Origin of the sequence: Serratia fonticola, assembly GCF_001006005.1 — a bacterium.
GTDB classification, from domain to species: Bacteria; Pseudomonadota; Gammaproteobacteria; order Enterobacterales; family Enterobacteriaceae; genus Chania; species Chania fonticola.
The window spans coordinates 4,873,140-4,899,077 of record NZ_CP011254.1; the positions used below are offsets into that span (position 1 = coordinate 4,873,140).

Sequence of the window (25,938 nt, forward strand, 5' to 3'; positions counted from 1 at the left end):
TCAGGAGCACAGCCATGAAACATTGTTGGATTTTGCCCGGGATCACCACTCTGCTGTTGGCCACCTCACCGGCCTGGGCAGATACCTATCTCGATCAGGCCACCGCAGCGGTAGCCAAAGCCACTGCCAGCAGTACCCAATGGGATGGCCCTACCAGCGGGCCGCAGCTGCAGGCGAACAAGAAAATCATCTTTATTGCCTCCGACATGAAGAACGGCGGCGTGCAGGGTGTGCAACAAGGTCTGAGCGAAGCGGCCAAGGTGGCGGGCTGGCAGTTGGAAACGCTGGACGGTGGCGGTTCGGTGAAAGACCAACTGTCATCGCTGAATCAAGCTATTGCCCAAAAGCCAGACGGGATCGTGATCGGCGGCTGGAACCCTAACGTGGCTAAAATCCCGCTGAAAAAGGCGGTGGCTCAGGGGATCGTTCTGACAGCCTGGCATGCAGTGCCGGAACCTGGCCCCATCGCCAAATACGATGTGTTTTATAACGTGACCTCCGATTCCAACGAGGTAGCACGCATCGCCGCACAGTACGCGGTCGTGAAATCCGGTGGGCAGGCCAACGTGCTGATCTTTACCGATTCGCTGTACCAAATCGCCCTGGACAAAGCCAACGTGATGAAAGAGGAAGTGGCTAAATGCAGCGGCTGTAAGCTGGTGGAGTTTATCGACACCCCGCTGGCAGATACCGCCAGCCGCATGCCAGCCATGACCTTCAGCCTGTTGCAGAAATACGGCGACAAGTTCCAGTACGCGCTGGCGATCAACGATCTGTATTTCGATTTTATGGCCCCGGCGCTGAAAACAGCCGGCAAAGGCGGCAGCAATGCGCCGTTTAATATCTCGGCCGGTGACGGCTCCATTTCTGCCTACCAACGCATTCGTTCCGGTGACAGCCAGTCTGCCACCGTGCCCGAGCCGCTGAAGCTGCACGGCTGGCAGTTGCTGGATGAGTTTAACCGTGCCTTCGCCAAGCAGGCTCCTTCCGGTTACGTGACTCCGGCCCATCTGGTCACCCGCGAGAACATCGCCAATGACGGTGGCCCGAATAACCTGTATGACCCGCAAAATGACTATCAGGGCCATTACAAAACGATTTGGGGCGTGAAGTAATCGGGAGGCTGAGATGATCGAACAACGACTGGAACGTTTGTGTTCCCCCGCCATCTGGGCCGAAGGCCCGGTATGGCTACCACAGCAGGACGCCGTGGTATTCAGTGATGTGAAAGGCAATCGCATGTTCCGCTGGGAACGCAATGGCGAGCTCAGCGTATGGCGTGCCGCATCCAACTATGCCAACGGTAATGCCCGAGACGCCGAGGGGCGCGTCATCAGCTGTGAACACGGGCGGCGGGGTATCAGCCGCACCCAGCACGACGGCAGTGTCCAACTGCTGGTCGACCGGGTGGATGGCAAGCGCTTCAACTCACCGAATGACATCGTGGTGCGTTCCGACGGCACATTATGGTTTACCGATCCGCCTTACGGCATCATCGGCGATGAAGAGGGCTACAAGTCGGAAAGCCAGGTGATCGGCTGTTATCTGTATTGCTTCGATCCCCGTGATGGCTCGTTGAACATTGCCGCCAGCGATCTGCAACGGCCTAACGGCCTGGCCTTCTCGCCAGATGAAAGCCAGCTGTACGTGGCCGATATGTCGATTATTGACTTCCCTACCCTTGGGCGTCGCGAGTTGCGGGTCTATCAGGTGGAAGGACGGGAGTTAAAGACTGGCAGGCATTTTGCTCAGGTCACACCGGGGATCCCGGACGGCTTCTGCCTGGATAGCGCCGGTAACCTGTTTTGCAGCTGTGCCGACGGCGTGATTATCTTTAATCCGCGCGGGGAGCAAGTTGGCAAAATTCCGGTACCGGAGTGCGTTTCCAACTGCACCTTCGGCGGGCCGGAAGGCAATGAACTCTACATTACCGCCACCGCATCGTTGTACCGCATTGTCCTGAATACCCACGGGTAATCATGGGCTGGCAATCACGCAGGGGGAGCTTGCCTCTCCCTGCTTTGTCACGTCTGTAGCACGCCAAACCCCTCAAACTGTGTTGCCGATCACATAATCGTCAGGTTAATTTAACTAACTGTTTTTACGCGATAATTTCCTAGACTCCGGCTTTGACTTCGTCCCAGCAGGGGTATAGCATTTATTTGAAATGCAATTTCGCATATTGAAATTAAAAGAACACAAAACATGCAGTTCACCATAAGGGAGAAGCAGTATGAGAGTGAGCTATACCGAGTTAAAACAGCAATTCAAACGCGTGTTGCTGGCACGGGGCCTGGCGGAACCCACGGCAGATGAGTGTGCCACCCTGTTCGCCGATACCACCGAAAGCGGCGTCTATTCCCACGGGGTCAACCGCTTCCCACGCTTTATTCAGCAGTTGGACGCGGGTGATATCGTGCCTGACGCCGAACCGAGCAAGCTGCTGTCGTTAGGCGCAATCGAACAGTGGGATGCCCATCAGGGCATTGGCAACCTGACCGCCCGCAAGATGATGGATCGCGCCATGCAGTTAGCAGATCAACACGGGATTGGCCTGGTGGCGTTGCGTAATGCCAACCACTGGATGCGTGGCGGAGGTTACGGCTGGCAAGCGGCAGAAAAAGGCTATATCGGCATTTGCTGGACCAACTCGATCGCCGTCATGCCACCTTGGGGGGCTAAAGAGTGCCGTATCGGCACTAACCCGCTGATCGTCGCCGTGCCGAGTAATCCCATCACCATGGTAGATATGTCGATGTCGATGTTCTCCTACGGCGCGCTGGAAATGAATCGCCTGGCGGGCAAAAAACTGGCGGTAGACGGCGGTTTCGATAACGACGGCAACCTGACGCGCGATCCGGCCATCATCGAGGAAAATCGGCGTATCTTGCCGATGGGCTATTGGAAGGGGTCTGCGCTGTCGATCGTGCTGGATATGATCGCTACCCTGCTCTCTGGCGGTTCATCGGTCGCTGAAGTTACCGAAGATAACCGCGATGAATACGGCATTTCGCAGGTGTTTATCGCCATTGAGATCGACCGCCTGATCGACGGCAAAACCCGTGATGAAAAACTGCAGCGCATTATGGATTACGTTACCAGCGCCGAGCGTGATAACCCAGAAGTCGCCATTCGCTTGCCGGGCCACCGCTTCCCGCACCTCCGCGCCGAAAATCAACGCGATGGCATCCCGGTAGACGATCGTGTCTGGGCCCGCATTCAGGCACTTTAAGGAGCAGTTATGATCTTCGGCCATATTGCCCATACGGCAGCAGAACACTATCCCCCGGCGATTGCCAAAGCCGTGGCCTATTTGCAGAACACCGACTTTACCGCCCTGTCTGCCGGGCGTTATGAGGATCCTGAAACCGGTTATGTGGTACAGGTTCTGGATCTTCACACGCAACATAAAGATGAGTTGCGCCCTGAAGTACACCGCAAAAATATCGACGTGCAGTTCCTGGTAAGTGGTACTGAATTAATAGGCGTTGCGGCGGACAGAGGAAACAACGTTATTCATCAGGAATTATTAGCGCAGCGCGACATTATTTTCTATCAGGATGTGGAAGACGAATCCTGGTTAACCATGCAGCCCGGTAATTTTGCGGTATTTTATCCGCAAGATGTCCATCGCCCTGCCTGCATTAATCAAACGCCCTGCGATATCAGAAAGGTGGTGGTGAAAATACCGATAACATTACTTTCCAGTACGATGAAATAAAGACTGTCTCATAACGTGAATTTAGCCGTTTCATTGATTGCGATAATATCAGGTGAAAAATATGGAAAACACAACGCCGGGCTTTATTATTGGTGCTTATCCTTGTGCACCTTCATTTCATCAGCTCGAACGTGAAAAGGAAGTTCAATTCTGGGATCGGCTGGCTGAACTGCCGCTGATCCGTGGGCTGGAGCAACCTTGTCTGGACGATCTGCATCCTTATGGTGACGATTTCTTGCTTAAGCAGATCCCCAACCACTGGCAACTGGTGCTTACCGCGGTAATGGGGACTATGCAACGACGCGGCAGTGGGCGGGATTTTGGCCTCGCCGCCCGTAATGAGGAAGAGCGCCAGGCAGCGGTGGATTATATCCGTTCAATACATGACAAAGTTAAGCGAACCAACGATCGCGCCGGTCGCCAACAGGTGGTAGCCCTGGAGCTTCAATCGGCCCCCAACCGGCAGGAAAAAGACAGTGCGGCGGCGCGGCAGGCCTTCATTGCCTCATTGGAAGACATTGCCGGTTGGCACTGGGAATGCGATTTGGTAATTGAGCACTGCGATGCGCTGACCGGGCCCATGCCACGCAAGGGTTTCCTGACGCTGGAAGATGAGATCATCGCGGCGCAGGCGATTAACCGCCACTTTGGCGATACGCTAACCCTGGCCATCAACTGGGGCCGTTCTGCTATTGAAGGGCATAATAACCATCTGCCTTTGCAACAGGTTAAACAGTGCCAACAGGCAGGGTTATTAAGCGCCCTGATGTTCTCCGGCACCGCCAGCCAAGGTGCTTATGGCGAATGGGAGGATACTCATGCGCCCTTTGCCCCATTCGATGGCAGCCATTATGTTTGCCATGAATCATTAATGACGCTGGACAGTGCGCGGCAATTATTTAATCAGGCTCCGCTGGCAGAATTAAACTATGCCGGTATCAAATTACTGTCCACCTCGGCACAAGAGAGTGTCGAGCAAAGGATTGCTATTATCAAGGATGGTCTCAACGCCCTGGCGCTAAGCAGTGGCCTGATCACGACACCAATAAAATAGAACATCAAATAATACCTATGAAACGGTAAACAATAATACGGATTTATTCCGAGCCCCCTACTTATGCGAAGGTATCAATAACATGAATACTGCTTCTGTTGCTGTTAACCAAAGTCAGACCATACCCAAATTACGCTGGCTGAGAATTGTGCCGCCTATTCTGATTACCTGCATTATTTCTTATATGGACCGCGTTAATATCGCCTTCGCCATGCCTGGCGGCATGGACGCCGAATTGGGGATCACCGCCTCAATGGCCGGATTGGCAGGCGGCATCTTCTTTATCGGTTATCTGTTCCTGCAAGTGCCCGGCGGCAAGCTGGCGGTTAACGGTAACGGCAAGAAGTTTATTGGCTGGTCGCTGCTGGCCTGGGCGGTGATCTCGGTGCTGACCGGTTTGGTGACCAATCAATACCAACTGCTGTTCCTACGTTTTGCCTTGGGTGTTTCCGAGGGCGGTATGCTGCCGGTAGTGCTGACCATGATCAGCAACTGGTTCCCGGACAAGGAACGGGGCCGTGCCAACGCTATCGTGATCATGTTCGTGCCGATCGCCGGTATCCTCACCGCCCCGCTATCCGGCTGGATCATCACCGCCTGGGACTGGCGCATGCTGTTCCTGGTGGAAGGTGGCCTGTCACTGGTGGTAATGGCGTTGTGGTGCTTCACAATCAGCAACCGCCCGCAGGAAGCGAAGTGGATTTCGCAGGCCGAAAAAGACTACCTGATCAAAACCCTGCATGACGAACAACTGCTGATCAAAGGTAAAACGGTGCGCAATGCTTCGCTGCGGCGCGTGCTGGGCGACCGGATCATGTGGCAACTGATCCTGGTTAACTTCTTCTACCAAACCGGGATCTACGGCTACACCCTGTGGCTGCCCACCATTCTGAAGGGCCTGACCAACGGCAATATGGAACAGGTAGGCTGGCTTGCCGTGCTGCCCTACATTGGTGCCATTTTCGGCATGCTGATCGTTTCCACCTTGTCCGATCGTACCGGTAAACGCAAAGTCTTCGTTGCCCTGCCGCTGGCCTGCTTTGCTATTTGCATGGCGCTTTCCGTGCTGCTGAAAGATCACATCTGGTGGTCTTATGCCGCGTTAGTCGGCTGCGGCGTGTTTATTCAGGCGGCCGCAGGCGTGTTCTGGACTATTCCCCCCAAATTATTCAACGCCGAAGTGGCCGGTGGCGCACGCGGCGTGATCAATGCCTTGGGCAACCTCGGTGGCTTCTGCGGCCCCTATATGGTCGGCGTGCTGATCACTCTGTTCAACAAGGACGTTGGCGTTTATAGCCTGGCTGCCTCACTGGCGATCGCCGCACTGCTGGCGCTGATGTTACCCAACAAATGCGACCAGGTCGCCGGGAGCGAGCAATGAAATACTGGCTAGGGCTCGATTGCGGCGGCACCTTTATCAAGGCCGGATTGTATGACGCCGAGGGTAAAGAACTGGGCATTGCCCGCCGTAATCTGGCAATTGTTGCCCCACAGCCTGGTTGGGCGGAGCGGGATATGCCCGCGCTATGGCAAACCGCCGCCAGCGTGATCCGTGAGGTGTTGGAACACAACGGTATCGCTGCGGCAGCCGTTCAGGGGCTGGGGATTTCGGCCCAGGGCAAAGGCGTGTTCCTGTTAGATAAACAGGGGCAACCGCTGGGTAACGCTATTCTGTCTTCCGATCAGCGGGCACTGGCTCAGGTGATGGCCTGGCAACAAGCGGGCATGCCGCAAGACCTGTACGAGCAAACTCGCCAAACCCTATGGACCGGCCATCCGGTTTCGCTGCTGCGCTGGATCAAGCAGCATCAACCCGAGCGTTACGCCAAGATCGGCAGCGTGCTGATGGCGCATGACTACCTGCGTTACTGCCTAACGGACGAACTGGCCTGTGAAGAAACCAATATCTCCGAATCCAATCTGTATCAGATGGAGCGCGGCTGTTATGACCCGGCGCTGGCACAGCTGCTTGGCATCGGCGAGATCATGTCAGCCCTACCGCCGATTGTCGGTTCTGCCGAGATCGCCGGGCGCGTTAGTGCTGAAGCCGCGGCGTTGACCGGCTTGCAAGTCGGCACCCCGGTGGTAGGCGGTTTGTTTGACGTGGTATCCACCGCACTCTGTGCCGGGCTGCAGGATGAAACCCGACTCAACGCAGTGATGGGCACCTGGTCGGTCACCAGCGGGATCACCGCAACGATCGCTTCCGACTCCGGCTATCCGTTCGTTTATGGCCGCCATGCCGAGCAAGGCAAATACATCGTCCACGAAGCCAGCCCTACCTCCGCAGCCAATCTGGAGTGGTTTTGCCAGCAATGGGGCTTGCAAGATTACGCGCAGCTCAACCGTTGGGTGGCTGACCTACCCAAGGCTGGCAGCCAGTTGCTGTTTGCCCCCTTCCTTTATGGCTCCAACGCCGGACTGGGATTGAGTGCCAGCTTCTACGGCATCCAGGCCTTCCATCAAAGAGAACACCTGGTACAGGCGATTTTCGAGGGCGTGGTGTTCTGCCATATGACCCATCTGAACCGTATGCGGCAACGTTTCCCCCAGGCCAAGGCGCTGCGCGTCACCGGGGGGCCTGCTAAATCGGCTCCCTGGATGCAAATGTTTGCCGACGTCAGCGGCTTACCGGTTGAGCTCCCGCAGGTGGAGGAAACCGGCTGTTTAGGTGCAGCAATGGCTGCCATGGTGGGCACCGGCGCTTTCAGCGACTTTGCCGCCGCGCAGCGGGCATTGGCTCCACGCATCGAAACCGTTCTGCCAGATCCCGCCGCTCAGGATGCTTACCACCGTAAATACCAACGTTATCAGGCGCTGGTTGCCACGCTACAAACGCTGCAACACGGCGACTTTCAGGAGGCTTTATGACCATCAAACCGCGCCTGCAATTGGCGCTCGATCACACCCGGTTAGATGCCGCTCTGCAAACGGTCGACCGCCTGCATCCGTACGTCGACATCATCGAAGCGGGGACCATTTTATGTATCAGCGCCGGGATCCAGGCAGTGGGCGCCCTGCGTGAACGTTGCCCACAACATACGCTGGTCGCCGATCTGAAGGTGGCCGATGCTGGAGCTACCCTGGCCGAACAGGCTTTTTCGCAGGGGGCCAACTGGATGACAGTGATATGCGCAGCCCCCCTGGCCACCATGGCTAGCGCGCTGGAGGTGGCCGAACGCTACCGGGGCGAAATCCAGATCGAACTGTTTGGCCGCTGGACGTTGGAAGATGCCAAAGCCTGGCGCGATCTGGGTATCAAACAGGCGATTTACCACCGGGGCCGCGATGCACAGGCCAGCGGGCAAACCTGGGGCCAACAGGATCTTGACACCATGAAGGCGCTGTCCGATCTGGGGATTGAGCTTTCGGTTACCGGCGGGATTGTCCCGGCCGATTTGCCGCTGTTTAAAGACATCGCCGTGACGGCGTTTATTGCCGGGCGTGCGCTGGCCGAGGCTGCCGATCCGGTGGTGGCCGCACGTCAGTTCCATACCGCCATTGATGACATTTGGAGATCTTGATATGCGCCAGCATCCGTTGGGAATTTACGAAAAAGCGCTGCCGAAACACCTGAGCTGGCCGGAGCGGCTGGCATTGGCCAAGGCCTGCGGCTTTGATTTTGTCGAGATGTCGGTTGATGAAAGTGATGAACGGCTGGCACGACTGAGCTGGAGCAAAGAGCAGCGACTTTCGCTGGTCAGCGCCATGTTGGAAACCGGCATCAATATCCCCTCCATGTGCCTTTCTGGCCATCGCCGCTTCCCTTTCGGCAGCCATGATGAGGCCACGCGGCAACAGGCTTATCTGATCATGGAACAGGCGATCCAGTTGGCCAAAGACGTTGGCATCCGCACCATTCAGTTGGCGGGTTATGACGTGTATTACGAACAGCAGGATGAAGGAACCCTCGCCCGCTTTGCCGAGGGTATGCAATGGGCGGTGGAACGTGCCGCTGCCGCGCAGGTGATGCTGGCGGTCGAAATTATGGATACCGAATTCATGAGTTCCATCAGCAAGTGGAAAAGCTGGGATGCCCTGCTGGCTTCCCCATGGTTCACGGTATATCCAGACGTTGGCAACCTCAGCGCCTGGGGTAACGACGTAGCGGAAGAATTGCATCTCGGTATTGACCGCATCGCGGCCATTCATCTCAAAGACACCTTCCCGGTCACTGAGACGTCACCGGGCCAGTTCCGCGATGTGCCATTCGGTGAAGGCTGTGTGGATTTTGTCGCCCTGTTCCGCACGCTGAAACAGCTCAACTATCGCGGTGCATTCCTGATAGAGATGTGGACCGAAAAGGCCGACGAACCGGTTGCCGAGATCGTGCAAGCCCGCCGTTGGATTGAACAGCAAATGCAGCAAGGAGGAATGACATGCTAACTCTGCCACAGCTTAAACAGCAGGTATTGGAGGCCAACCTCGACCTCCCGCGCCACAAGCTGGTGACCTTTACCTGGGGTAACGTCAGCGCCGTTGACCGTGAACGCGGGTTGGTGGTGATCAAACCTTCCGGCGTGGAATATGCGCATATGCAGGTGGAGGATATGGTGGTGGTCAATCTGGCTGATGGCCAACGCATTGAGGGCAGTAAGAAACCCTCTTCGGATACCGCTACCCATCTGGCGCTGTACCGCGAATTTGCCGACATCGGCGGCATCGTGCATACCCATTCACGCCATGCCACCATCTGGGCGCAGGCCGGGTTGGATATCCCTGCCTGGGGCACCACTCATGCCGACTATTTCTACGGTGCGATCCCTTGTACCCGGTTGATGACCGCAGATGAGATCGAGCACGATTATGAACTGGATACCGGCAAGGTGATTATTGAAACCTTCCGCCAGCGCGGCATCAGCCCAAGCGCCATTCCGGCGGTACTGGTCAACGCCCACGGGCCGTTTGCCTGGGGCAAGGATGCGCATGACGCAGTTCACAACGCAGTCGTGCTGGAAGAGATTGCCTATATGGGGATTTTTTCACGGCAGTTGACGCCGGGGATTGGCAACATGCAGCAGGTGTTGTTGGATAAGCATTACCTGCGCAAGCACGGCAAGAACGCCTATTACGGCCAATAGCAGGTTGAGTAAATGGGCGCAGCATGCGGCGCCCCTACGGTCGAATATGTGAGAGCTCTAGCTAAAAAAATGCCAGCCACTGTGAAGTGGCTGGCATTGTGTTTTTCCAACAGTGATATTACAGCGCGCGCAGGATCGCTTCCACGCTGGCCTTGGCATCGCCAAACAGCATCTGGGTGTTCTCTTTAAAGAACAGCGGGTTCTGCACACCGGCATAGCCGGTATTCATCGAGCGTTTGAACGCGATAACGTTTTGCGCTTTCCACACTTCCAGCACTGGCATACCAGCAATTGGGCTGCGCGGATCTTCCAACGCCGCCGGGTTCACCGTGTCGTTGGCACCAATGACCAGGACGGTATCGGTGTCCGGGAAGTCATCGTTGATTTCGTCCATTTCCAGCACCACATCGTACGGCACACGGGCTTCCGCCAGCAGCACGTTCATGTGGCCTGGTAAACGACCCGCCACCGGGTGAATACCAAAGCGCACCTTGATACCGCGCGCGCGCAGCTTCTCGGTAATTTCCGCGACCGGATACTGCGCCTGTGCCACCGCCATGCCGTAGCCTGGAGTGATGATCACCGAGGTGGAGTTACGCAGCTGTTCAGCCACTTCTTCCGCCGTGGTTTCGCGGTATTCGCCCATCTCTTCTGCGTCGCCGGTTGAGGAACCATCGGTACCAAAACCACCGGCAATCACGCTGATAAACGAACGGTTCATCGCTTTACACATGATGTACGACAGGATCGCACCGGAAGAACCGACCAGCGCACCGGTCACGATCAGCAGGTCGTTGCTCAGCATAAAGCCTGCCGCCGCCGCTGCCCAACCGGAGTAGGAGTTCAGCATCGACACCACCACCGGCATGTCTGCCCCACCGATTGACGCCACCAGATGCCAGCCGAAGCCAAGAGCAATCACGGTCATGATCAACAGTGCGAACACTTCCCAACCAACGCTGTTGGTACGAACGAACAGCACCATCAGCAGGAAGGAAACCACCAGGGCAGCCAGGTTCAGCTTGTGACGGTTAGGCAACATCAGCGGCTTGGAAGAGATAATGCCGCGCAGTTTGCCAAAGGCCACGATAGAACCGGTAAAGGTCACTGCACCGATGAAGATACCGAGGAACACTTCGGTAAGATGGATGTTTTCCATCACCGGTTCCATGGCGATCGTACCGTGATCCAGGTAGCTGTTGAAGCCGACCAGCACCGCAGCCAGACCCACGAAGCTGTGCAGCACCGCCACCAACTCTGGCATTTCGGTCATTTCGACCTTCTTGGCCAGATACACGCCGATGGAACCACCGATGATCATCGCGATAATGATCCAGCCCACGTTACCGGAATCCGGCCCGAGGATGGTGGCGATCAGCGCGATCGCCATCCCAGCCACGCCGAACAGGTTACCCTGCTTGGACGTTTCATGGCGCGAAAGACCGGCCAGGCTGAAAATAAACAGAATAGCGGCAACAATGTATGCAGCTGTAACTAATCCACCAGACATTTTTGCTACCCCTTAGTTTTTGCGGAACATCTTCAGCATGCGCTGAGTGACGGTGAATCCACCAAAAATGTTGATGCTGGCGATCAGTACCGCGACAAAGGAGAGGAAACTCACCCAGCCGCCATGACCAATCTGCAACAACGCACCGACCACGATAATCCCTGAGATCGCGTTAGTGACCGACATCAACGGGGTATGCAATGCATGGCTGACGTTCCAGACCACGTAGTAACCCACCACGCAGGCCAGCGCAAACACGGTAAAGTGAGACAGGAACTCTTTCGGTGCCGAATTGGCAAACCAGCCAAACAGGATGATCGCCAGTGCGATCAGGCCGTATTTCACCATTGGTGAGGTTGGTTTCTTTTCAACTTTCTCGATTGGTGCGGCGGCAGCCTGCTTCGGCTGGGCAGATACCTGGATTGGCGGTGCCGGCCAGGTGACTTCGCCATCGCGAACCACGGTCACGCCGCGGATCACGGTGTCTTCGAAGTCGATATCGATTTCGCCGTTTTTCTCTTTCGACAACAGCTTCAGCAGGTTCACCAGGTTGGTGCCGTAAAGCTGTGAGGACTGCGTCGGCAAGCGGCTTGGCAGATCGGTATAGCCGATAATCTTCACGCCGTTTTCGGTGATGGTCACCTGGTCGGCTACGGTCAGCTCACAGTTGCCACCGGTTTGCGCGGCCAGATCGACAATCACGCTGCCCGGCTTCATGGAAGCCACCATCTCTTTGGTAATAAGCTTTGGTGCCGGGCGGCCAGGGATCAGCGCCGTGGTCACGATAATGTCCACTTCCTCTGCCTGAGCGGCAAACAGCGCCATTTCCGCTTTGATAAAGGCTTCCGACATCACTTTGGCATAGCCATCGCCGCTGCCTGCTTCTTCCTCAAAGTCCAGCTCGAGGAATTCTGCGCCCATACTCTGCACTTGCTCTTTCACTTCCGGGCGGGTGTCGAAGGCGCGAACGATCGCCCCCAGGCTACCAGCCGCACCGATAGCGGCCAAGCCAGCAACCCCAGCACCAATGATCATCACTTTGGCCGGGGGAACTTTACCGGCGGCGGTGATCTGGCCGGTGAAGAAACGCCCGAACTCGTGCGCTGCCTCAACGATAGCGCGATAGCCTGCGATATTGGCCATTGAGCTCAGCGCATCCAGGGACTGCGCACGTGAAATACGTGGCACAGAATCCATGGCCATAGCGGTCACGTTGCGGGCCGCCAGCTTCGCCATCAATTCTGGGTTTTGTGCAGGCCAGATAAAGCTGACTAACGTACTGCCTTCTCGCATTAACGCAATTTCTTCCTCAAGAGGTGCGTTAACCTTCAGGATCAGATCCGATTGCCACACATCGGCTGTATCGGTAATTGTCGCCCCTGCGGCTTGATAAGCTGCATCTTCAAAGCTTGCCAGTTTTCCCGCCGCGCTTTCGATCGCGACGGTAAAGCCCAGTTTCAGCAGCTGTTCTACCGTTTTCGGCGTTGCTGCAACTCGGGCTTCATTGGCCAACCGTTCTCTTGGTACACCAATACGCATAATGTTCCCTTCTCACCTGTTCTGATGATGTTTATTATCGTCTTACCCATAGCGATAGCACCGGCTGGCAAGTTTTTTATCAGCCTTGCCTGTCAGCAAATTAAGGTGCCACCTATAACCTACTGAAAATGTGATCGATGATCCATAATTGCTTACGTTTACCCGTCAGTTTTTACATAAAAATGCAGCTAAGGCTATGACAAATCTCAAATCTGGATGCAAAAACTGCCTGGAAGGCCCTTTTCAACGCACTATTGTGCAGAACCAGCCCTAGGCCATTTCCTGTCAGCCGCGGACAGCGAGCATAAAAGTTATAAAATTGTGAATAATTAACATTAATGAGATTAAACGCTTTATTATTGAAACTTATAAACTGTTGTCCCAACGTGGCTCATCTAGTGTGGCTCGGCTTTGTCGCATCGCATCACATAAAATGCTGAGACACCTGCCAAGGTTACATGGCATAATCTGCGGCTGAATTACACCTAAACTGTTCAGCACGTTATAAACGTTACTGCGCTTGGCGAAAGGATTTTTTATGAAGCTGAAGACCACGATCATCGCATCAGCCTTGTTATCACTTACTGCGCTGTCTGTGCATGCCGCGCAAGAGTTAACTCCTGAGAAAGCAGCGGCCATCAAGCCGTTTGATCGCATCACCATTACCGGCCGTTTTATTGCCATCAACGAAGCTGCCGATGCCGTATCCCGCCGTGCAGATAAAATGGGGGCCGATGCCTTCTATATCCAGGACATCAACAACAGTAACAATGGCGGCAACTGGCGCGTCACCGCAGACGTCTATCATAAAGATGCCCCAGAAGTCAGCAAAGAGACCAAGTACCGCGTGATTAACGGCGTTAAAGAGCTGCCGAAAGATGAAGCCTTCCTGCTTGAACCTTACGATACCGTGACCGTCAGCGGCTTCTACCGCAGTCAGCCAGACATCAACGACGCCATCTCCAAAGCCGCACAGAAGAAAGGCGCTGCCTCGTTCTTTATCGTGCGTCAGGTGGATGCCAACCAGGGCGGCAACCAGTTCATCACCGCTTATATCTATAAAGCCGATGCGCCGAAACGTATGGTGCAGAGCCCGGATGCCGTGCCTGCCGATTCTGAAGCCGGTAAAGCCATGCTGGCTGCTGGTGGTGCAGAAGCCGCCAAGGTCGAGATCCCAGGCGTTGCCTCTTCCGGCTCACCAGCCCGCGACGTTGGCCGCTTCTTCGAAACTCAGACCTCTACCGGCCAGCGTTACACTGTAACCCTGCCGAACGGCACCAAGATCCAGGAAGTGAATAACGTCACCGCCGCGCAGATGGTGCCGTTTGATTCCGTGACCTTTACCGGCCACTTCAACAGCATGACCGACGTCTCTACCGAAGTGGCCAAACGTGCCGCAGAGAAAGGCGCCAAGTACTACCATGTGACCCGCCAGTGGCAGAACAAGAGCGGCGGCAACCTGACCGTCAGCGCCGATCTGTTCAAATAATCCCTGCTGTCACCTTGATCGAAGGGCTGCCACCGTGCAGCCTTTTTTTATGCCGCTGCTGAATAAGTTTTTATCCATCGCGCATAACCAATCATTGCATCCGCAAGCATCTCCCCTTAGAATTTGCGCCAATTTTTAGCTCCATTGCCTGCCCTTGCGGTAATTGCCATGACGTTATGGCTGGCCTGCACGGAACGCATAGTTGTTTATTCTGTCTCGGGATCCATCATTGGAAAGAAAACTTGGTCTTACCGCGTTAACCGCCTTGGTGCTCAGCTCAATGCTGGGCGCAGGTGTCTTTAGCCTGCCGCAGAATATGGCCGAGGTTGCCAGCCCGGCAGCCTTGCTGATTGGTTGGGCCATCACCGGCGTCGGTATTCTGTTCCTGGCCTTTGCCATGTTGCTGCTGACACGCCTGCGCCCCGACCTGGATGGTGGCATCTTCACCTACGCCAAAGAAGGCTTTGGCGAACTGGTGGGCTTTTGCTCTGCGTGGGGTTACTGGCTGTGTGCGGTGATCGCCAACGTCTCTTATCTGGTGATCGTGTTTGCCGCACTGAGCCTGTTTACTGACCGCAGCGGCACGGTGATCCTGGGGGATGGCAATACCTGGCAGGCGCTGATCGCCGAATCCTTGTTGCTGTGGATCGTCCATGCCTTGGTATTGCGCGGCGTGCAAACGGCGGCCAGCATCAATCTGGTGGCCACCCTCGCCAAATTGCTGCCCCTCGGCCTGTTTGCCGTGCTGGCCGCTATCGCGTTCCGCATGGAGACCTTCACCCTGGATTTCCACGGCGTTGCTCTTGGTACGCCAGTCTGGCAGCAGGTTAAAGACACCATGTTGATCACCCTGTGGGTGTTTATCGGTGTTGAAGGTGCTGTGGTCGTTTCCGCCCGTGCCCGGCAGAAAAAGGACGTTGGCCGCGCCACCATGCTGGCCGTGATTTCCGCTTTGGCGGTGTATCTGGTGATCACCCTGCTGTCGCTCGGCGTGGTGCCACGCAGTGAGTTAGCTGAAATGCGTAACCCGTCAATGGCGGTGCTGATGGTTGATCTGATCGGCCCTTGGGGTGATGTGATCATCGCCACTGGCCTGATCGTTTCGGTGTGCGGGGCCTACCTCAGCTGGACCATCATGGCGGCCGAAGTGCCTCTGCTGGCCGCTCAACACGGCGCATTCCCCAAAATTTTTCGCAAGCAAAACCAGAACCACGCCCCGTCAGCCTCTTTGTGGTTGACCAATGGTGCGGTGCAAATTGCGCTGGTGATTATCTGGCTGACCGGCAGCAACTACAACTCGCTGCTGACCATCGCTTCCGAGATGATCCTGGTGCCGTATTTCCTGGTGGGAGCCTTCCTGTTCAAGGTGGCCCGTCAGCGGCAGGACAAGCGGCTGATTTTCGCCGCCAGCGGTGCCTGCCTGTATGGGCTGTGGCTACTCTATGCTTCAGGTCTGATGCACCTGTTGATGTCGGTGCTGCTGTATGCACCTGGCTTGCTGGTGTTTATGTATGCCCGCAGTGGACATCAGGATGTGAAATTGCTCAACCGACTAGAGAAAAGCACCGTTATGCTGCTGTTGGCCGCAACCCTGCCGGCCGGATGGTTTATGTTGCATTGATCGACCATTAACGAATTACTGGATTGACCATAGGGGGCACTGCATACGGCTAACCTACTGATTATTCAGACGGGCGCAGCATGCAGCGCCCCTACGTTTTGAGCCTGTGTCTGACTCACCCGGTTAATTGCCCGCCACCGGTTTGGCGTTAATGGTGATCCGCTCACCCACCTGCGTCACTATCACCGATTCGCCGCACTCTTTCTCAATGGCGACCAACTGCTCCGCCGCCAGCGGATACGGCAGTTGAATATCAAACACCACCAACTGCTGCTGCCGGGCCAGATCGATCAGGCGAACAATGTTGACCTCATCGCTGACCTGCGTCGAAACCACCTGTAACGCCAACTCTTTCAACTGATCCTGACGTGAGCGTGAGTCTGCCACGCGCGATTTCACGACCATACCAAAAATGGGCATCACGCCATAGATTGCATCAATAAAGCGCCACTGCTTCTTGCAGGAGGCAGATAAAAAATGGGTGTAGTCAAAACAGACTCTCTCACTGCGCGCGACGAATGCAAGATGATCGTTGTTCATCTTCGTTACCCTTCTGGTGGCCAGTGCTGAAATGTCATCGATGGCAAGCGTTATCCGCTTTCTAACGTATAATGGCATAATTACCTTAATGTTTACCAGTTTGCTCAGGAGCTTTACTCGATGGTCTCTCACAACTCGGCCCCTGTGCTGATCACCGGCGGTGCCCGTAGAATTGGGCTGGCTCTGGCCAAGTCGTTCTTACAGCGAGGCGTTCCGGTCATTATTGCCTATCGCAGTGAATATCCGGCTTTAGCCGAACTCCAAGACCTTGGCGCAATCTGCCTGCAGGGCGATTTCTCTGCCCACGAAGGGATTTATCGTTTTGCCGATCAGGTAAAACAGGTTGCTCCCAAGCTGCGTGCCGTGATCCATAACGCCAGTGCCTGGTTGGCAGAATCGGCCGAGACTCCGCCTGAACAGGTAATGGCTTCGATGCTCCAGATCCACGTTTACACGCCCTACCTGTTAAACCAACTGCTCGAACCCTGCCTGCTTGGCCAAGGGCAAGCCGGTGCCGATATCATCCACCTGACAGATTATGTGGTGGAGAAAGGCAGCGACAAGCACATTGCCTATGCAGCCAGCAAGGCCGCGCTGGACAATATGACCCGTTCCTTTGCCCGCAAACTGGCCCCCGACGTCAAAGTCAATGCCATCGCCCCGGCACTGATTATGTTCAACACCGGCGATGATGAAGCCTATCGCCAGCAGGCACTGACCAAATCCCTGATGCAGATCGCCCCAGGGGAAAGTGAAGTGGTCAATCTGGTGGATTATCTGATGGGCAGCCGCTACGTCACCGGGCGCACTCACGGCGTGGATGGCGGGCGACCGCTGCGCTGAATAATGGGCATGGCGCAACACCGAGCAGCGCGCTATGCTGGATGCCGTTTTTCCTATAAAACCACCCTATTATGACTAAAATTGTTTTTGTAGAAGACGATCCTGAAGTGGGCAAACTGATTGCCGCCTATCTGGGCAAACATGACATTGACGTCATCATCGAACCCCGTGGCGATACGGCACAGGCCTGTATTGAGCGGGAACAGCCAGACCTGGTGCTGTTGGATATCATGCTGCCCGGCAAGGACGGCATGACGCTATGCCGCGATCTGCGCCCGGTTTATCCTGGCCCGATCGTGCTGCTCACCTCACTGGACAGCGATATGAATCACATCCTGTCATTGGAAATGGGTGCGCATGACTACATCCTCAAGACCACGCCGCCTGCTGTGCTGCTGGCTCGCCTGCGTTTACACCTGCGCCAACACGGTAGCAACCAGCCAAAAGAAGAACAAACCCAGAACATCACCCAACATAATGCCGTGCATTTTGGTTTGCTGTGCATCGATCCGGTCAACCGCCAGGTGACACTGGGGGAAGAGATCGTCACCCTTTCTACCTCGGATTTCGATCTGCTGTGGGAGTTGGCGACCCATGCTGGGCAGATCATGGCCCGTGAAGCGTTGCTGCAAAACCTGCGCGGCGTCAGCTACGACGGTATGGACCGCAGCATCGATGTGGCCATCTCACGCCTGCGCCGCAAGCTGTATGACAATGCCCTGGAGCCGTTTCGCATCAAGACGGTGCGCAACAAAGGCTATCTGTTTGCCCCCAACGCCTGGGCATCGGTGCAACAATGAGAAAACTGTTCGTACAGTTCTTTTTACTGCTGTTCGTCTGCTTTCTGGTGATGGCGATGCTGGTTGGCCTGGTTTACAAGGTCACCGCCGAACGTGCCGGGCGCCAATCAATGGACGACCTGATGAAGAGTTCGCTGTATCTGATGCGCAGCGAGCTGCGGGAGATCCCGCTAAAGGACTGGAACAAAACCATCGCCACCCTGGATTTAAACCTGTCGTTCAAACTGCATATCGAGCCGCTCGGTAAGCAGAACCTGAATGAAGATCTCACCAAGCGTCTGCACATGGGAGAGATTATTGCGCTGGACGATCGCTACACCTTTATGCAGCGCATTCCCCGTAGCCACTACGTGCTGGTCGTTGGCCCCATCCCTTATCTGTTTTATCTGCACCAGATGCGCATTCTGGATTTGGTGCTGCTGATTTTTATCGGCTTGTCGCTGGCCCTGCCGGTATTCCTGTGGATGCGCCCGCATTGGCAAGACTTGCTGAAACTGGAAAATGCCGCCCAACGTCTGGGGGCCGGACATCTCGATGAACGTACCCACTTTGTACCCACCTCGAGCCTTTACCGGCTTGGCGTCGCCTTTAATCAGATGGCCGATAACGTCAACACGCTGATCGTCAGTAAAAAACAGCTGATTGACGGTATTGCCCATGAACTGAGGACTCCGCTGGTACGCCTGCGCTACCGGTTGGCCATGAGCGATAACCTGACCGACGGCGAGCAACAGGCGTTGAATCGGGATATCGGCCAGCTAGAGTCCCTGATCGACGAGCTATTGACCTATGCGCGTCTGGATCGTCCTCAGGTAGCCTTGAATATTGAGCCTATCGATTTGCCCGGCTGGCTACAGGATAAGGTGGCCGATATCCAGTTGATCCACCCAGAGCGTGACATTGAGCTGAATATCCCACATGTCGGTGACTTTGGCGGTGTCGATCTGCGGCTGATGGAACGCGTGTTAGACAACCTGGTCAACAATGGCCTGCGCTATAGCGAACGGCGTTTACGCGTCGGCCTGTGGTTTGACGGTGACGCCGCATGCCTGCAAGTGGAAGACGATGGCCCAGGCATTCCCCCAGAAGAACGCGAACGGGTATTCGAACCCTTCGTCCGCCTCGATCCCAGCCGCGATCGCGCTACCGGCGGCTGCGGGCTTGGATTGGCGATCGTGCATTCCATCGCCGTAGCTTATCAAGGCCAGGTCTTTGTGGAGGCGAGCTCTTTGGGCGGCGCCAGTTTCCGCTTCTGCTGGCCGATTAAACCCCCTTTAGATACCAAAACAGAGCCGGCATAACGATCCGGCCCCGTTGGCTCAACGGATCCACTATGGAGTTGAACAAATGACATCTGCATCATCCTCTACGGCCTACGGCCAACTTCGCGCCCTATTCACCCGCCTTTCACGTTTTGACCATCTCTCGGCCATCAGCGGCTGGGACATGCAAACCATGATGCCGCCAGGTGGCAATAAGGCGCGTTCCGAAGCCCTGGCGGAATTGAGCGTGTTGAAGCATCAAATCCTGACGGCACAGAAAACGGGTGAACTGCTCGACCGCGCGCAACAAGAAGCGCTAGATGAATTTGACCGTGCCAACCTGCTCGAAATGCGCCGCCAATATGATAATGCCGTGCTGGTGCCAGAAGCGCTGGTCGAAGCCAAATCCCTTGCAGGTGCGCGCTGCGAACATGCCTGGCGAGTACAACGTCCGGCCAATGACTGGGAAGGCTTTAGCGATAACCTACGTCAGGTGGTCAAACTGAGCCGTGAAGAAGCGCAGATCCGCGCACAGGCGGCGGGTGTCAGCCGTTATGATGCGTTGCTCAATCTGTATGAACCTGGCATGCGCAGCAGCGATCTGGACCGTATCTTTGGCGATCTGAAAACCTGGTTGCCCGACCTATTGCAAAAGGTGGTCGCCAAACAGCAGCAGGAGCCTTGCCTGATCCCGCAAGGTCCGTTCGATGTCGACACCCAGCGTAAGCTGAGCCTGAGCGTGATGAAGCTGCTCGGCTTTGACTTCGACGGCGGCCGGGTTGACGTTAGTGCTCATCCGTTCTGCGGCGGCGTGCCGGAGGACGTACGTATCACCACTCGCTACAACGAGAAAGAGTTCCTTACCGCGCTGCTTGGCATCGTGCATGAAACCGGGCACGCCCGTTACGAACAGAACCTGCCGCGTGAGTGGCTGGGCCAGCCCGTGGCGCAAGCTCGGTCGACGGCGATCCACGAATCACAAAGTCTGTTCTTTGAAATGCAGCTGGCTCGCGGGAGTGACTTCCTGAAAGTTCTGCGGCCGCTGATCGTCAATCAGTTTGGTGAACAACCGGCCCTGGAAGAAAGCAACTTTATTCGCCTTAATCAGCGGGTGAAGCCTGGCCTGATCCGCGTCGATGCCGACGAGGTCAGCTACCCTGCCCATGTGATATTGCGCTATGAAATCGAGCGTGTGTTGATTGAGGGCGAGATCGAGGTAGAAGATATTCCGGCGCTGTGGAATGAGAAGATGCACAGCTACCTTGGCCTGGATACCGTGGGCGATTATCGCAACGGTTGTATGCAGGACATCCACTGGACGGACGGTGCCTTTGGTTACTTCCCAACTTACACCTTGGGTGCCATGTATGCGGCCCAACTGTTTGACAGTGCACGCAGCTCAATGCCAAAACTGAGCGAAGATATTGCTGCCGGTAATTTAACCGAGCTATTCCATTGGTTACAGCAAAATATCTGGCGTCATGCCAGCCGTTACCCTACCGATACGTTGATCACCAACGCCACGGGTAAGACGTTAGACCCAAGCTATTTCCGCCGGCATCTGGAAAGCCGTTACCTGTAATCTCCGCCCCCTCCGTACGTTAAGGTGTTGCTGGTATAGCTTAACGTACGGATTTGAAAAATAGAGTCCACATGACCTTAACCATCAATGTGTTACTTGAAAATCGCCTGGCTGCCGATGCAGATGAAGCGTTAATCGCCAAAGCTGGATTGAGCCTGTTAGTGCGGGATGAATCCCACAGCGTACTTTTTGATACCGGGCCGGACGGCAGTTTTTTAAAAAATGCGGCTCAAATGGGGATCAGCCTCGACAACCTGACCGCTACCGTGCTCTCTCATGGCCATTACGATCACAGTGGTGGCGTACCCTGGTTGCCCGATAACAGCAGAATAATTTGCCACCCCGGCGTGCAAGACGTGCGCTATGCCGCCGTTAATCTTCTGGGCCGCGTAAAGAAAATCAAACGTCTATCGCCGGAAGTGGATTACTCGCGCCACGCCATGGAACTGACCCGAACCCCGGTGCAAATCAGTGAGCGATTCATCTGGTCTGGTGAAATCGAGGTAGCAGCCCCAAAAGCCTACGGCATTATTGAAAATGCCCAACAGTCCCCTGATTACATCGCCGATGAAGGAGTGCTGATTTATAAATCCGATCGAGGTTTGATTATCATCACTGGCTGCGGCCACCGCGGAATAATCAATATTGTGCGGCACTGCCAGAAGATCACCGGTATCGATAAGATCCACGCGCTGATTGGCGGCTTTCACCTGAGATATGCCTCACCGCTGCGATTATTGCAGGTACAGCGTTTTCTCAAACAAATCAAACCCGAGAAAGTGATGGGCTGCCACTGCACTGGCCCTTGGGGGCAATTGTGGTTGCCTAATACGATTAGCCCGGCGACGGGGGATAGGATCACATTAGCGTAAATTTTCCGGGGGCATTACGCCCCTAAATGGTCTCTCTAATAGCGTCCCGCCCTATTTCCACCTAATAAGCTCAGCGATGTTCCATAGTGTAAGTTCTTTCCTGGAGCTCCGGGGTCAAGGGATACTGGTTTGCACAACCATCAATGTATGTTGTAACTAAATTAGTTTGTTTTGATGCGTTCGCGGCGCGTCGATGTTCTCTGCATCATCCGTGACAGCCGTACAAATATGCTAGCTTTCACAGCCTGCAAACGATCGCACAACGGCAGCAACACTCCCCCGCCCAGACACTCGTACATTGAGTTACACGCCGAAACCAATCACTCACGGAAAGTACTCTTCGGTTTGCATAAGATTATTTCAACGGCCCCGCAGTGGGGTTACAAACCAACAGATATTTGAGGATCTACCGATGAAAAAAGTATTAGCTCTGGTTGTTGCCGCTGCAATGGGCTTGTCATCTATCGCGTTCGCAGCTGAAGCTGCCGCTCCTGCTGCTGCACCAGTTGCCACTACTCAGACAGCACCGGCTAAAGCCACTCACGCGAAAAAGCATCACGCCAAGAAAACCACCGAGCAAAAAGCTCAGGCAGCCAAGAAGCATCACAAAGCCAGCGGCAATAAAGCCCCGGCCCAGAAAGCTCAAGCAGCTAAAAAGCATCACAAAAAATCCAGCAAGAAAGCAGCAACTCCGGCTGCCTGATAGTCAACCGGCGTGAGGCACCCCTCACCTGTTCTGGTAAGTGTTGTCCAACACCCGGTTCGCCGGGTGTTTTTTCATCGGGGGGTTGTCTATGCTGCGTCGCTATCGGTTCGAAATCATCCTTGGCACCCTGATCGTTTGCGGGCTTATCGCCAGCTTTTTTTATCTGTAATCTCCGATTTTTCTCAGGAAATTATCGGAATATCAATCACCGACCATCTACACAGCGGCTAAATCAGTCTATAGTTAGCATTCAGTGTGTCTATGGATGATCCGAATTTGTCAGGCAAGAAACCTATGCGCATCTCTGTTTTACTGTTGTTGTGCTCATTTCCTTTGGCTTTATCCCATTCTGCGCATGCTGATAGCCCTTCCGAGGCGTCTGCGGCCGATCAAACCCGTCTGTTTTTTGGCAAAGACGACCGTATTAAAGTCACCGAAACCAGCGGTTGGCCGTGGCAGGCCATTGGTCAGGTAGAAACCGCCAGTGGCAACCTGTGTACCGCTACGCTGATCTCTCCCCATCTGGCGCTCACCGCTGGCCACTGCGTACTGGCCCCTCCCGGCAATCTTGATAAGGCCGTGGCGCTGCGCTTTATTTCCGGTAGCAAAGGCTGGCAATACCAGACGGAAAATATCGAAACGCTGGTCGATAAGTCATTAGGTGAAAAGCTGAAGGCGGATGGTGACGGCTGGATCGTGCCACCGGCGGCGGCAGCGTATGATTTTGCGTTGATCAGGTTAAAAGATAACAAGCCGCTGGCGATTAAACCGTTGCCATTATGGCAAGGTGACGGAAAAGCGTTAACACAAACCTTAAAGCTGGCAAAGCGCCTGGTCACTCAGGCCGGTTATCCAGAAGATCATCTGGACGATCTTTACAGCCATCAAAATTGTAAAGTCACCGGTTGGGCGCAACAAGGCGTGTTATCACACCAGTGCGACACCTTACCCGGTGACAGCGGCTCCCCATTGATCTTGAAGACCGCCGAAGGCTGGCGACTTATCGCTATCCAGAGTTCTGCACCCGCAGCACAAGACCGCTACCGGGCCGATAACCGCGCGCTGTCAGTTACCGGCATTCGCGATGCATTGGATCTCTTAGCCGCCGGTAAGTGACTCCTCCAAACAGCGCAGGCCACCGTTATCCCACCGGAGGGTAATGGTGGCGGGCAAACTGTGCTGCAATACCCTATCAACGTTTGGCCCATCGGTTTGCTGATAAAAGGTGCTGGCCTGCTCCAGTGATGAACCACCTCGCATTTTACGCTCGATCAGCCTTGCCCGCAGTTGCTGTGCTGGTGCCTGAATAAATAGCGTTAAGTCGCTGTGGCGTGCCAGATCGCGCCAACCTGGCTCATCAAGTAACAACCAGTTACCTTCTACGATCGTTACCGGTGCGGTCACCTCTATCGCGTTGGGCACCGGATCGTGCAATACGCGATCGTAGGTAGGCCAGAATGGCCGTGGTTGATCGAGTGAAGCCAACGCCAACTCGAGCTGCTGACGATCAAAGGTTTCTGGCATTCCTTTCTTGTTGCGCAACCCTTGTGCATCAAGCCAGGAGTTAGGACGGTGAAAGCCGTCCATCGGCAGAGTTTGCAATGCCGGTAATTCATCATGCTGTGCCGATAAATGCTGCCAGAAGGCCGTCAGCGTCGATTTACCACTGCCGGGAGGTGCCGCCAGGAATACCACCAGGCGCCTGCCCTTTTGCTGCTGCTTTTGGGCCAACAGGCGCAGCAAAGGTAAGTGCACCAGCTCGACCTCCTCATCGGTAAAAAAGGCATCGATCGTCAGCCCATTAACAGTTAGCGCTATTTTCATTGGTCAGTTCCTTTAACAGCGAAGTCACTGCCAGCGTTAATCCGGTTTTAATCATGTTGCCGTAGCGCTCGGTATTAAAAACCTCAAAGCTGGAAAACTTCATCTTTCTTATCGCACTGAAAAGCTGTTCGTTTTCCGTAATGGCGTTAAGGTTGGCAATAAAATCAAAGGTCATTTCATCATGAAAGCTCAGCGAGCTATTTTCCGCCTGCACATGCTGGCTAAATTGTGAAAGACAGATGATATCGGCATAAACGGTTTTTTTGATTTTTCCTAATGCGTACAATAAGCGTAGGGAGACATCCATATTGTCCAATGGGCCGGATTTTGCCAACAATGGCTTTACCGCATATTCGAGTATGTCGGGATCGTTATTGACAAACACCTGTGGCAAATAGGTTTTGACAGCAGAAAATAAAATCTCATTTGCCTTCTGTAACCAACTAAGCAATTGTTCCTGCTCGTCCAGTTGTTCAATTATTTCATCTTCTGTCAACGTTTTCATTCGTCCTGCGATACCATCAATGCAAGTGTAATGTATGAATTCTATTACACGATCCGTCGGTACCATTAATCATAAGGGTTTCTGTGCTCAAGTACCCCTCTTTTTGTTTTATTCCGCCGATAATGTCACCTTTGGTTATCCCGGTTGCCGAAAAAATCACCTCATCACTGGCGATCAGGGCATTGAGCGGCAAAATGGTGTTAATCTCAATTCCCATGTTGCTGCAGCGCCGCCGTTCTTCCTGCGCCAGTATTCTGTGCTCTGGCGTATCGCCTTTCGCCTGGCAGAAATCGATCAACTCGGCTTGCATATCTCCGCCCAGCAGACGCACCGCACAGGCCGATATGACCCCTTCCGGCGCGCCCCCCAAGGTATACATGATGTCGGCTTCACCACCTGGTAGGCAGGTCATCAGGCTGGCGGCCACGTCACCGTCAGGAATGGCAAAAATCTTCACCCCCAGCGCCTGCGCCTGTTGGCGGATCAGTTCATGGCGCGGTTTATCCAGCGTGATCATTCGCAGTTGATGCAATGGCTTACCCAATGCCTGCGCGACTTGCCGCAGATTTTGCTCCAGAGGCAACCGTAAATCGATAGCCCCTTTAGCTCCTGGCCCCACCACCATCTTGCGCATATACATGTCTGGGGCATGCAACAAAGCATTGTGTGGGGCAAAGGCGATCACGGCCAGCGCATTATATTGGCCCATGGCCACCATCCGCGTGCCTTCGATAGGATCAACAGCAATGCCCACTGCCGGACCATTCCCGCTCCCCAACCGCTCACCGATATACAGCATGGGGGCCTGATCGATTTCGCCTTCACCGATCACAATCTGCCCCTGCATGGCCATACCGCTCAGTTGCTGACGCATGGCTGCGACGGCCACCCCATCAATTTGATTTTTATCACCACAGCCCAGCAGCGGCCAGGCAGCCAATGCAGCCTGTTGAGTGGTGCGTACAATGTCATAAGCCAGCGATTTCATC

26 protein-coding genes are annotated in these 25,938 nt (G+C 54.9%); 20 read left to right on the top strand and 6 right to left on the bottom strand.

Going from position 1 to position 25,938, the window contains the following annotated elements:
• Nucleotides 1-14: 14 nt before the first annotated feature.
• The 10 genes from WN53_RS21565 to araD all read left to right on the top strand — a co-directional run bounded on the left by WN53_RS21565 (nucleotide 15) and on the right by araD (nucleotide 9,856).
• The gene (locus WN53_RS21565) at nucleotides 15-1,115 is read left to right on the top strand and encodes an ABC transporter substrate-binding protein (protein WP_024486031.1); all 1,101 of its coding nucleotides are present in this window, start codon (nucleotides 15-17) and stop codon (nucleotides 1,113-1,115) included.
• 13 nt (nucleotides 1,116-1,128) lie between these two features.
• A complete protein-coding gene (locus WN53_RS21570) occupies nucleotides 1,129-1,977 on the top strand; it encodes an SMP-30/gluconolactonase/LRE family protein (RefSeq protein WP_037412982.1) in 849 nt (282 codons plus the stop codon).
• Nucleotides 1,978-2,233: 256 nt separating this feature from the next.
• Nucleotides 2,234-3,232: a 3-dehydro-L-gulonate 2-dehydrogenase gene (yiaK, locus tag WN53_RS21575; RefSeq protein ID WP_046808272.1), complete on the top strand. Its 999-nt coding sequence runs from the start codon at nucleotides 2,234-2,236 to the stop codon at nucleotides 3,230-3,232.
• A gap of 9 nt (nucleotides 3,233-3,241) precedes the next feature.
• Entirely contained in the window at nucleotides 3,242-3,721 is a 480-nt protein-coding gene (locus WN53_RS21580) for a NanQ anomerase/TabA/YiaL family protein (RefSeq protein ID WP_024486649.1), read from the top strand.
• 61 nt (nucleotides 3,722-3,782) lie between these two features.
• Nucleotides 3,783-4,775 carry a DUF4862 family protein gene (locus WN53_RS21585; protein ID WP_024486650.1) on the top strand — a complete coding sequence of 331 codons (993 nt, stop codon included), beginning with the start codon at nucleotides 3,783-3,785 and terminating at the stop codon, nucleotides 4,773-4,775.
• Between the two features lie 82 nt (nucleotides 4,776-4,857).
• Nucleotides 4,858-6,156, top strand: a complete 1,299-nt coding sequence (locus WN53_RS21590) for an MFS transporter (protein WP_024486651.1) — start codon at nucleotides 4,858-4,860, stop codon at nucleotides 6,154-6,156.
• Nucleotides 6,153-7,646, top strand: a complete 1,494-nt coding sequence (locus WN53_RS21595; RefSeq protein ID WP_024486652.1) for an FGGY-family carbohydrate kinase — start codon at nucleotides 6,153-6,155, stop codon at nucleotides 7,644-7,646. The genes WN53_RS21590 and WN53_RS21595 overlap by 4 nt, the downstream gene beginning before the upstream one ends.
• The gene (ulaD, locus tag WN53_RS21600) at nucleotides 7,643-8,299 is read left to right on the top strand and encodes a 3-keto-L-gulonate-6-phosphate decarboxylase UlaD (RefSeq protein WP_024486653.1); all 657 of its coding nucleotides are present in this window, start codon (nucleotides 7,643-7,645) and stop codon (nucleotides 8,297-8,299) included. The genes WN53_RS21595 and ulaD overlap by 4 nt, the downstream gene beginning before the upstream one ends.
• A 1-nt stretch (nucleotide 8,300) precedes the next feature.
• Nucleotides 8,301-9,161, top strand: coding sequence for an L-ribulose-5-phosphate 3-epimerase (locus tag WN53_RS21605; RefSeq protein WP_046808273.1), 861 nt, complete (start codon nucleotides 8,301-8,303; stop codon nucleotides 9,159-9,161).
• Entirely contained in the window at nucleotides 9,155-9,856 is a 702-nt protein-coding gene (araD, locus tag WN53_RS21610; protein ID WP_021177868.1) for an L-ribulose-5-phosphate 4-epimerase, read from the top strand. Before WN53_RS21605 ends, araD begins: the two co-directional genes overlap by 7 nt.
• Before the next feature lie 118 nt (nucleotides 9,857-9,974).
• Here the strand turns inward: araD and pntB are convergent, their stop codons facing one another.
• Nucleotides 9,975-11,366, bottom strand: coding sequence for a Re/Si-specific NAD(P)(+) transhydrogenase subunit beta (pntB, locus tag WN53_RS21615; protein WP_046808274.1), 1,392 nt, complete (start codon nucleotides 11,364-11,366; stop codon nucleotides 9,975-9,977).
• Between the two features lie 12 nt (nucleotides 11,367-11,378).
• Nucleotides 11,379-12,905, bottom strand: a complete 1,527-nt coding sequence (gene pntA, locus WN53_RS21620) for a Re/Si-specific NAD(P)(+) transhydrogenase subunit alpha (RefSeq protein WP_024486776.1) — start codon at nucleotides 12,903-12,905, stop codon at nucleotides 11,379-11,381.
• A 538-nt stretch (nucleotides 12,906-13,443) separates the two neighbouring features.
• On the opposite strand from pntA, the gene ydgH reads away from it, so the two are divergent.
• On the top strand, nucleotides 13,444-14,394 hold the full coding sequence (gene ydgH, locus WN53_RS21625) for a DUF1471 family protein YdgH (RefSeq protein WP_024486777.1): 951 nt from the start codon (nucleotides 13,444-13,446) through the stop codon (nucleotides 14,392-14,394).
• A gap of 229 nt (nucleotides 14,395-14,623) precedes the next feature.
• Entirely contained in the window at nucleotides 14,624-16,015 is a 1,392-nt protein-coding gene (locus WN53_RS21630; protein ID WP_024486778.1) for an amino acid permease, read from the top strand.
• A 123-nt stretch (nucleotides 16,016-16,138) separates the two neighbouring features.
• On the opposite strand, the gene WN53_RS21635 is transcribed toward WN53_RS21630, so the two are convergent.
• Nucleotides 16,139-16,555 carry a hypothetical protein gene (locus WN53_RS21635; RefSeq protein ID WP_024486779.1) on the bottom strand — a complete coding sequence of 139 codons (417 nt, stop codon included), beginning with the start codon at nucleotides 16,553-16,555 and terminating at the stop codon, nucleotides 16,139-16,141.
• A 120-nt stretch (nucleotides 16,556-16,675) separates the two neighbouring features.
• Between WN53_RS21635 and folM the strand changes: the two genes are divergently transcribed.
• From folM to WN53_RS21670, 8 genes are all read left to right on the top strand, one after another.
• A complete protein-coding gene (folM, locus tag WN53_RS21640) occupies nucleotides 16,676-17,398 on the top strand; it encodes a dihydromonapterin reductase (RefSeq protein WP_024486780.1) in 723 nt (240 codons plus the stop codon).
• Between the two features lie 71 nt (nucleotides 17,399-17,469).
• A complete protein-coding gene (gene rstA / locus WN53_RS21645) occupies nucleotides 17,470-18,198 on the top strand; it encodes a two-component system response regulator RstA (protein ID WP_046808275.1) in 729 nt (242 codons plus the stop codon).
• A complete protein-coding gene (gene rstB / locus WN53_RS21650) occupies nucleotides 18,195-19,499 on the top strand; it encodes a two-component system sensor histidine kinase RstB (protein WP_021806503.1) in 1,305 nt (434 codons plus the stop codon). Before rstA ends, rstB begins: the two co-directional genes overlap by 4 nt.
• 46 nt (nucleotides 19,500-19,545) lie before the next feature.
• Entirely contained in the window at nucleotides 19,546-21,042 is a 1,497-nt protein-coding gene (locus WN53_RS21655; protein ID WP_024486877.1) for a carboxypeptidase M32, read from the top strand.
• Between the two features lie 71 nt (nucleotides 21,043-21,113).
• Nucleotides 21,114-21,914 carry an MBL fold metallo-hydrolase gene (locus WN53_RS21660; protein ID WP_024486878.1) on the top strand — a complete coding sequence of 267 codons (801 nt, stop codon included), beginning with the start codon at nucleotides 21,114-21,116 and terminating at the stop codon, nucleotides 21,912-21,914.
• Nucleotides 21,915-22,326: 412 nt separating this feature from the next.
• Entirely contained in the window at nucleotides 22,327-22,617 is a 291-nt protein-coding gene (asr, locus tag WN53_RS21665; RefSeq protein ID WP_046808276.1) for an acid resistance repetitive basic protein Asr, read from the top strand.
• Nucleotides 22,618-22,708: 91 nt separating this feature from the next.
• Entirely contained in the window at nucleotides 22,709-22,789 is an 81-nt protein-coding gene (gene ydgU / locus WN53_RS29210) for a small membrane protein YdgU (RefSeq protein WP_455567118.1), read from the top strand.
• 125 nt (nucleotides 22,790-22,914) lie between these two features.
• Nucleotides 22,915-23,736 (top strand): trypsin-like serine peptidase, encoded by an 822-nt coding sequence (locus WN53_RS21670; RefSeq protein ID WP_024487032.1) that lies wholly within the window; start codon nucleotides 22,915-22,917, stop codon nucleotides 23,734-23,736.
• On the opposite strand, the gene WN53_RS21675 is transcribed toward WN53_RS21670, so the two are convergent.
• Genes WN53_RS21675 through glpX form a run of 3 tightly spaced genes read right to left on the bottom strand, consistent with a single transcriptional unit; the run spans nucleotide 23,719 to nucleotide 25,937 of the window.
• Nucleotides 23,719-24,444, bottom strand: coding sequence for a nucleoside/nucleotide kinase family protein (locus WN53_RS21675; protein ID WP_024487033.1), 726 nt, complete (start codon nucleotides 24,442-24,444; stop codon nucleotides 23,719-23,721). The two genes, WN53_RS21670 and WN53_RS21675, sit on opposite strands and share 18 nt — an antisense overlap.
• Nucleotides 24,422-24,949, bottom strand: a complete 528-nt coding sequence (locus WN53_RS21680; protein ID WP_024487034.1) for an MltR family transcriptional regulator — start codon at nucleotides 24,947-24,949, stop codon at nucleotides 24,422-24,424. The genes WN53_RS21675 and WN53_RS21680 overlap by 23 nt, the downstream gene beginning before the upstream one ends.
• A gap of 16 nt (nucleotides 24,950-24,965) precedes the next feature.
• Nucleotides 24,966-25,937 (bottom strand): class II fructose-bisphosphatase, encoded by a 972-nt coding sequence (glpX, locus tag WN53_RS21685; RefSeq protein ID WP_046808277.1) that lies wholly within the window; start codon nucleotides 25,935-25,937, stop codon nucleotides 24,966-24,968.
• Nucleotide 25,938 lies beyond the last annotated feature (1 nt).

Coding starts and splice junctions, on each gene's coding strand:
- WN53_RS21565 (WP_024486031.1), top strand. CDS start 15: ATGAAACATTGTTGGATTTTGCCCGGGATCACCACTCTGCTGTTGGCC.
- WN53_RS21570 (WP_037412982.1), top strand. CDS start 1,129: ATGATCGAACAACGACTGGAACGTTTGTGTTCCCCCGCCATCTGGGCC.
- yiaK (WP_046808272.1), top strand. CDS start 2,234: ATGAGAGTGAGCTATACCGAGTTAAAACAGCAATTCAAACGCGTGTTG.
- WN53_RS21580 (WP_024486649.1), top strand. CDS start 3,242: ATGATCTTCGGCCATATTGCCCATACGGCAGCAGAACACTATCCCCCG.
- WN53_RS21585 (WP_024486650.1), top strand. CDS start 3,783: ATGGAAAACACAACGCCGGGCTTTATTATTGGTGCTTATCCTTGTGCA.
- WN53_RS21590 (WP_024486651.1), top strand. CDS start 4,858: ATGAATACTGCTTCTGTTGCTGTTAACCAAAGTCAGACCATACCCAAA.
- WN53_RS21595 (WP_024486652.1), top strand. CDS start 6,153: ATGAAATACTGGCTAGGGCTCGATTGCGGCGGCACCTTTATCAAGGCC.
- ulaD (WP_024486653.1), top strand. CDS start 7,643: ATGACCATCAAACCGCGCCTGCAATTGGCGCTCGATCACACCCGGTTA.
- WN53_RS21605 (WP_046808273.1), top strand. CDS start 8,301: ATGCGCCAGCATCCGTTGGGAATTTACGAAAAAGCGCTGCCGAAACAC.
- araD (WP_021177868.1), top strand. CDS start 9,155: ATGCTAACTCTGCCACAGCTTAAACAGCAGGTATTGGAGGCCAACCTC.
- pntB (WP_046808274.1), bottom strand. CDS start 11,366: ATGTCTGGTGGATTAGTTACAGCTGCATACATTGTTGCCGCTATTCTG.
- pntA (WP_024486776.1), bottom strand. CDS start 12,905: ATGCGTATTGGTGTACCAAGAGAACGGTTGGCCAATGAAGCCCGAGTT.
- ydgH (WP_024486777.1), top strand. CDS start 13,444: ATGAAGCTGAAGACCACGATCATCGCATCAGCCTTGTTATCACTTACT.
- WN53_RS21635 (WP_024486779.1), bottom strand. CDS start 16,555: ATGAACAACGATCATCTTGCATTCGTCGCGCGCAGTGAGAGAGTCTGT.
- folM (WP_024486780.1), top strand. CDS start 16,676: ATGGTCTCTCACAACTCGGCCCCTGTGCTGATCACCGGCGGTGCCCGT.
- rstA (WP_046808275.1), top strand. CDS start 17,470: ATGACTAAAATTGTTTTTGTAGAAGACGATCCTGAAGTGGGCAAACTG.
- rstB (WP_021806503.1), top strand. CDS start 18,195: ATGAGAAAACTGTTCGTACAGTTCTTTTTACTGCTGTTCGTCTGCTTT.
- WN53_RS21655 (WP_024486877.1), top strand. CDS start 19,546: ATGACATCTGCATCATCCTCTACGGCCTACGGCCAACTTCGCGCCCTA.
- WN53_RS21660 (WP_024486878.1), top strand. CDS start 21,114: ATGACCTTAACCATCAATGTGTTACTTGAAAATCGCCTGGCTGCCGAT.
- asr (WP_046808276.1), top strand. CDS start 22,327: ATGAAAAAAGTATTAGCTCTGGTTGTTGCCGCTGCAATGGGCTTGTCA.
- ydgU (WP_455567118.1), top strand. CDS start 22,709: ATGCTGCGTCGCTATCGGTTCGAAATCATCCTTGGCACCCTGATCGTT.
- WN53_RS21670 (WP_024487032.1), top strand. CDS start 22,915: ATGCGCATCTCTGTTTTACTGTTGTTGTGCTCATTTCCTTTGGCTTTA.
- WN53_RS21675 (WP_024487033.1), bottom strand. CDS start 24,444: ATGAAAATAGCGCTAACTGTTAATGGGCTGACGATCGATGCCTTTTTT.
- WN53_RS21680 (WP_024487034.1), bottom strand. CDS start 24,949: ATGAAAACGTTGACAGAAGATGAAATAATTGAACAACTGGACGAGCAG.
- glpX (WP_046808277.1), bottom strand. CDS start 25,937: ATGAAATCGCTGGCTTATGACATTGTACGCACCACTCAACAGGCTGCA.